Origin of the sequence: Phyllobacterium sp. (genome assembly GCF_037994425.1) — a bacterium.
In the GTDB taxonomy this organism is placed as follows: Bacteria; Pseudomonadota; Alphaproteobacteria; order Rhizobiales; family Rhizobiaceae; genus Phyllobacterium.
Map to the genome: position 1 here is coordinate 1 of NZ_JBBNAM010000430.1, position 5900 is coordinate 5900.

General features: G+C 55.4%; 5 protein-coding genes. 2 read left to right on the forward strand and 3 right to left on the reverse strand.

Annotation, left to right across the window (positions count from 1 at the left end; all coding sequences use genetic code 11):
- Both AAAB35_RS28315 and AAAB35_RS28320 read left to right on the forward strand, forming a co-directional pair.
- Positions 1 to 673 (forward strand): glycosyltransferase (locus tag AAAB35_RS28315; RefSeq protein ID WP_340671663.1); only part of this gene is annotated, 673 nt, incomplete at its 5' end.
- Positions 670 to 2130: a lipopolysaccharide biosynthesis protein gene (locus AAAB35_RS28320; protein ID WP_340671664.1), complete on the forward strand. Its 1461-nt coding sequence runs from the start codon at positions 670 to 672 to the stop codon at positions 2128 to 2130. The genes AAAB35_RS28315 and AAAB35_RS28320, both read left to right, overlap by 4 nt.
- Here the strand turns inward: AAAB35_RS28320 and AAAB35_RS28325 are convergent.
- The 3 genes from AAAB35_RS28325 to AAAB35_RS28335 form a co-directional block, all read right to left on the reverse strand.
- Complete coding sequence (locus AAAB35_RS28325; protein WP_340671665.1) at positions 2032 to 3411, reverse strand: polysaccharide pyruvyl transferase family protein; 1380 nt, start codon at positions 3409 to 3411, stop codon at positions 2032 to 2034. The two genes, AAAB35_RS28320 and AAAB35_RS28325, sit on opposite strands and share 99 nt — an antisense overlap.
- A gap of 40 nt (positions 3412 to 3451) precedes the next feature.
- Positions 3452 to 4426, reverse strand: coding sequence for a hypothetical protein (locus tag AAAB35_RS28330; protein WP_340671666.1), 975 nt, complete (start codon positions 4424 to 4426; stop codon positions 3452 to 3454).
- A 174-nt stretch (positions 4427 to 4600) separates the two neighbouring features.
- Entirely contained in the window at positions 4601 to 5644 is a 1044-nt protein-coding gene (locus tag AAAB35_RS28335; protein WP_340671667.1) for a glycosyltransferase family 2 protein, read from the reverse strand.
- Positions 5645 to 5900 lie beyond the last annotated feature (256 nt).

The window sequence follows — 5900 nt, forward strand, 5'->3', positions numbered from 1 at the left end:
CGCTGGCGCTCCATCAACAAAGGTTGTGGTGCAACATATGGGCGTACCGATCAACAAGATCGAATATTCATGGCGCTCCTTCGAACAAGGCACGATGAACCTGATTTCGGTTTGCCGTTTGACCGAAAAGAAAGGGATTGAATTTGCTTTGCGTGCCCTCCGCCAGCTTTCAAACGCAAAGCCGCAGCTCGATTGGTCCTACATGATCATAGGCGGCGGCGAGTTGCTGGATGGGTTGATAAAGCTCGCCAAAAGTCTGGGGATTGCAGACAGGGTAACATTTCTTGGCTCGCGCCCTCATAGTGAGGTCAGGCAACATTTGCGCGAGGCCCATGTATTCCTGTTGCCGAGTGTCACAGCCACTGATGGAGATGTGGAGGGCATTCCGGTTTCCCTCATGGAGGCGATGGCTGCAGGACTGACGGTGGTCAGTACGTACCACTCGGGGATCCCCGAGCTCATCGATGACCAGACCACAGGGTTTCTGGTGCCCGAGAGAGATGTCGAGGCGCTCGCGGCCAAACTGCTATGGATTGCCGAATACCCATCGCAGTGTGAGCGTCTGGCTTTGGCAGCAAGACGAAAGATCGAAGGTGAATTCAACGCGGATGTTTTGAATGATGAGTTCGCCCGGATTGTCACGAATCTGGCCGAAGCGAAGATAAAGCTGTGAGTGCGGAACCACTTCAATTTGGTCGAATTGCTCTTCGCGGCGGGCTTTTGACCGTCATAGCCCAGGCCATCAAAATAGCTGTCCAGTTTTTATCTGTGATCGTCCTTGCCCGTCTCCTTGTTCCTGAAGATTTCGGGCTCGTTGCCTCTGTAAGTCCGATCGTGGCCTTTGTTGCCCTTTTCCAGAATCTCGGGCTTCAGCAAGCCGTTGTTCAGCGCAAGGAAATCAGCCAGCGGCAACTCAATCAGGTCTTCTGGATGAGCGCCATGGCCGGCCTTGCCACCACGGCGATTGTTGTGGCTCTCGCTCCGGCCGTCGCCGCCTATTATGGTGATGCGCGCATGGTTGGAATCACGATCGGCGCCGGTCTGCCGCTGCTTCTGGGAAGTCTGGCGGCCATGCCGCTCAGCCTGATGAATCGCCACCTTCAGTTCGGTCAGCTCGCTGTGAATGATGTGATAACGGCCATCGCCGGTTTTCTGGCGGCTGCCGCCGCAGCTTATGCGGGAATGGGCTATTGGTCCCTGGTTCTTGGCCCGGCAGCTTCGGCTGCGGTCGCATTGCTGGCAGCCTGGAGGGTGGCGCGCTGGCGACCGGACAAGCCTGTGCTCGGGATTGATTCCGATATCATGTCCTTCGGCGCCAATCTGACGGGTTTCAATCTCGTCAACTTCTTCGCGCGTAACCTCGACAATATCCTGATTGGCAAATTTTCGGGGCCGGTTGAACTGGGCTATTACGACCGGGCCTACAAGCTTCTGCTGTTTCCGCTGCAAAACATCAATCAGCCGTTGACGCGCCTGATGATCCCTCTTTTGAGCCGCATCCAGGACGACAAGCCGCGGTTTCGCGATATTTATATCCAAACCAACTGGTTGCTTGCGGCCGTTACAGTGCCGGCCATTGCTGCCCTGACGCTTACCTCCGAACAGGTCGTTGCAATTCTGTTTGGCGACAGATGGCTGCCCGTCGCACCAATTTTCGCATGGCTGGGCATCGCCGGGCTCATCCAGCCCATTTCCAGCACGACAGGCTGGATCTTCATCTGCCAGGACAGGACAAAGACGATGTTCCGGTGGGGCATGTACTCCTCGGTGACAACGGTCGTCGCATTTGTCGTCGGCCTAAATTGGGGTGCTGCCGGCGTCGCCGCCGCCTATGCAATCAGCGGCTACGTATTCAGGGTTCCTGTCCTTGCCGTGCTCGTGCAGCGCGTCGGCCCCGTCTCCGCTGTCGACGTCCTGTTGGTACAGGGCCTTTTCATCGTTTCGTCACTGTTCGCCTGGCTCGGATACTGGTTGCTTCCCCTGTCCCTGACGGCTCACTCAGACTTGATTGCGATCACCCTGGCCTTGTTGTTAAACTATGCGATCGCGCTCGCGCTGATGCTTATTCTTCCCCAGTCGCGCAACGCCTTGGTCGCCGTCTTGTCCAGGATTGCTGGCAATATTCGCTGATCCACCAAGCAAGATTGGCTTCAATAGTTCGCTCACCGACATTGCCGAGCGGTGTTCATCAAGAACTGCGTGAATACTTGTTCTGCGATAGTGCTCGAGGTTTTGAATGAAAATTTCGAGCTTTCTTTCCGCTTCTTCCTTTGTCACGGTATCGATATCGAGCAGAACGTCCGACACGCCGATACGCTTGGCGACCTCCTTGGTCTTGAACTCGTAGGCGATCGGAAGCACCGGTATCCCGGCACATAGTGATATGATCATCATGTGCATGCGCGTGGCGACCACGAAATCAAAGTCTTTGACAAGGGACATCAGTTGTTCAGGTGTATGAAATGATGTGTCCACGGTGACATGGCTGGCGATCGCGGGATCGAGCCCGCCAACAATCGTTTTGGCCGCTCTTGAGTCGTCATGCGCATATTCGGGAACGCCCTGGCAGGTGGAAACGAACGTCACCTCCTTGGCGTGTTTGTGGACCAGAACGTTGACGATGTCGCGGATGGAATCAAGATAGCGCTGCATGCCCTCCTCACCGCCTTTGACATAGTTCCAGTGGCGAACGGAAATTGCCACGCGACCTGTGGGGCGCGGCTGATCGGTGGCCAGAAGCCCGGCGATCCGCTTCGTGTCGGCAAGGGCAAACACAGCATCGGCAACAACATGACACTTGCTCGGGTCGTTCACGAGATCGCGGATATGATCCTTGGACCGGACATCGCGCAGCAAAATGAGCGGGCTCCGGTCGAGAACGGGTTTCAGTTCCCGCCGATTGTAGTCCTTGTTAAACGGACCCATCGACTGCGTGAAGAAATACGGATCCTTGCCTAAAATCGCGTCAATACGGAACTGATTGAGACGTCTTTCAAGGTTATAGTTCTCGACGAGATATGTTCCGCCTGTTGTGATCACGAGGGCGGCGTCCTTATAAAGCTGGAGGCTGCGACGGTCGCTTGGGCTAAACATCATCTCGTCAAAATACCGCCTCTTGCCAAATCGACGCAGAGCCTTCAGTACGATTTGATTGTAAAGCGGCTTAACAGCGTTTTTCAGAACGTTATGGTTGTAATTGTACTTGAAGACGGATTCCGATAGGAGTTTGTGAAATTCCAGATCGGGATATTCGTTCGCCGGATATAGTCTTGCTGCCACTTCTGGTTGGCTGTCAAAGACATAAAAACGCAAGTCCTCGCCGGCGACTTTCCTCACGATATGCCTGATTGCCAGGAGAATTGCCGCATCGCCGGTATTCAGGCAGACGGTATTTTCAACGATGATTTTCATGGAACCCTGATTCCAGTACGTAAACAATATTGCGAGCAAATCAGCGGATAACCGGTTCACCGTGAAAGCGGCGGCGGGATGGTCGCGAAACGCCAAAACCAATTTCCATCATTAATCGTGGCGATCGTTTGGCCACCGTTCCCATATGAAATCCAAACGGGTCCTCGACGAACCCCAGCCCGGCTTCGCCCATGATCGTGACAGCATTGTTTGCACCATATGCGCCAAGAACCTCGTTGGCTGGGTGTCCAACGAGAAGCGTCAGCTGATGCTTGAGTATTCGCCGCTTGTGGCTACCCAGCAGATAGACGTGGGGTCCGGAATCTTCATTGACCGGTGTGAGATAGAAGAAGAATTTCAACATTCTCCAATCATCGAGATCGAAGTGGTATTTGTCTTGCGAAGCCAGACGCATATCGGCCTGCGAGGCGGCCTTCGTCGGGAAGCTCCACCAGATCCGCGTGGTGATCATCTTTGCCTGGCCGCCAAGATAGTGCTCGGCAATGTCGGTGAGCAGCGGATCCCGCTGTAGTGCAATCACGGCTTCGCATTGGAGTGCGCGTTCGAAATAGTGCCCGCTGAGGATTGAGCGATTGAACCTTTGCTCCGCCTGGCTGTGATCTTCGGGTAAAAACTCCAGTCGGCGGCTGAAATTGCCAAAGCAGGGTGTCTGTTGCGCGAAACGGGCGATTTCCTCGTGAACGGACGTTGGTAGGGCAAGGCCGCAGAACAACCCTGACGCCCGTAGTGTATCGACGATTTGTTCGCAATCGGCGGTGGGAAAGATGCTTGGTGCAGTATTCTCGTGCCGCCGGACAGCCTTTGCACCGAGCCAATGTGCCTTGCGTGCCGGCATTGTCCGCGCAAGCAGGAACATGGGGAGCCACGCCGGATTTTCCCGGATATCGGCGAGATAGGTCGGGATCCGCACAGCAATGCGTCGAAGCACACTGCCGTTTCGCGCAACCATTTCCAAACTGGCGGCCTGAGACTTTCCTGTTGGCTGGTCAGTCATAACCTGCGTCCTTTATTCGTTCAGCTGGTCAACTAGCTGCTCGCATTCGTTCGCATTTCCGTCCCCGCAGGAGTTCTCATTTTTGATAAAAGTCTAGCCCATCGCGTTCTATGGTGCAATGCACCATGGATGCGAAGGGTGAGAAACATGCGTTCCGGTGCCCCGCACTTGTCACTATTGTGTGGGCCCCGGAAAAAGGTAGCGTGGGGCGGGCGGGTCCGGCGGGGTGCCAGGCGCTCTTCTGAAAAGCCTGACGACATCGTCGAACTTATCCATCGCAACGCCGCGCACAATTGGCAGGATTGCCGGCGGATTGCGAAGGCCATAGGCAGTCGCGGCGACAAGTCCCTTCTTTGCCTTCGTGTCCAGAAACTGGCGATGGTAATACTTGGAGCGAACATGACGCTCGTGCTGGCGGACGGCTTCCCCCGCACTTTCTGGCAGGGTTCCGCTCTCCAATAGCATCTTGTCTGCATCGGCAAGTTGCTTGAGATCATCCGTCTTGTGCTGACCACTCAGCGAATCCGCTCGCACGACGGCCCCATAGCCACAATTGTTGATGATTTGGAATCGCGCATCCAGCGCCAGCGCGCGCGTGTAGAGATCATAATCCTCTCCAAGCCGCAGCTTTTCATTGTAGCGCAGGTTGTGGCGATTCAGAAATTCCCTTCGGATGACGGGCTTGAGGAAGCCTAGCTCGCAACGATGCCTGTGGCGTCTCGATATATTGCGGCCGACAAATGTCGGCAGATCGAGAAACCAGGATTGCGGGTGAAAACGAGGAATGGCGAGTGTGTTGAGGTGGCCAATCCAGCGCTGATCGATGAAAGCGATATTGTCGGCGGCCATATCCCAGTCCCGGGTTGCCAACAAATGGGAAAAACGATCCGGGATAAAAAAATCGTCCGCGTCGAGAATGCTGATTAGGGCCGCTGAGGAGCATGCGATGGCGTGATTGCGCGCGTACGACGGTCCCTTGTTGACCTCGAAACGAATGATGCGCAACCGTCCGCTTCCATCATTGGCCTTCTCGGCAGCCTCGGAAGTCCCGTCTGTCGAGCCATCATCCACGACGATGACTTCCGTAACGTGGACATCGCGCAATGCGGAAGATATGGCAGCTGCAATGGTGTCGGCTGCGTTCTTCGCCGCGACGATCACACACACACTTATCTCTGGGTTGTCAGTAATTGCCCCTGCCTTCGACTGTGCGGTCATGAAGCCCTCATTCGGGGTGCACTACCGAACCCGGCGAGCGGGTTGTTAGCTATACGTGAGGCGCCTGCGTGCCTAAGCTCGCGCGCATCACGTGTCGTTGGCCAGCTTCTTGCCGGACCAGACGATTGCCAACGATACAAATTTTTCGACTTGCCGCAAGGGGCGAAAATCTTACCGGCGATCCCGCAAAGCTTCAGCGCGTCTTCGTAGGTGAGATGGACTTGAATGGCGGCTGCGGATTTGCAACCCCCTTTAC

What these genes read in the sequence shown, in the direction of transcription:
- AAAB35_RS28325 (WP_340671665.1), bottom strand. Translation starts at nt 3,411, where the DNA reads ATGAAAATCATCGTTGAAAATACCGTCTGCCTGAATACCGGCGATGCG.
- AAAB35_RS28330 (WP_340671666.1), bottom strand. Translation starts at nt 4,426, where the DNA reads ATGACTGACCAGCCAACAGGAAAGTCTCAGGCCGCCAGTTTGGAAATG.
- AAAB35_RS28335 (WP_340671667.1), bottom strand. Translation starts at nt 5,644, where the DNA reads ATGACCGCACAGTCGAAGGCAGGGGCAATTACTGACAACCCAGAGATA.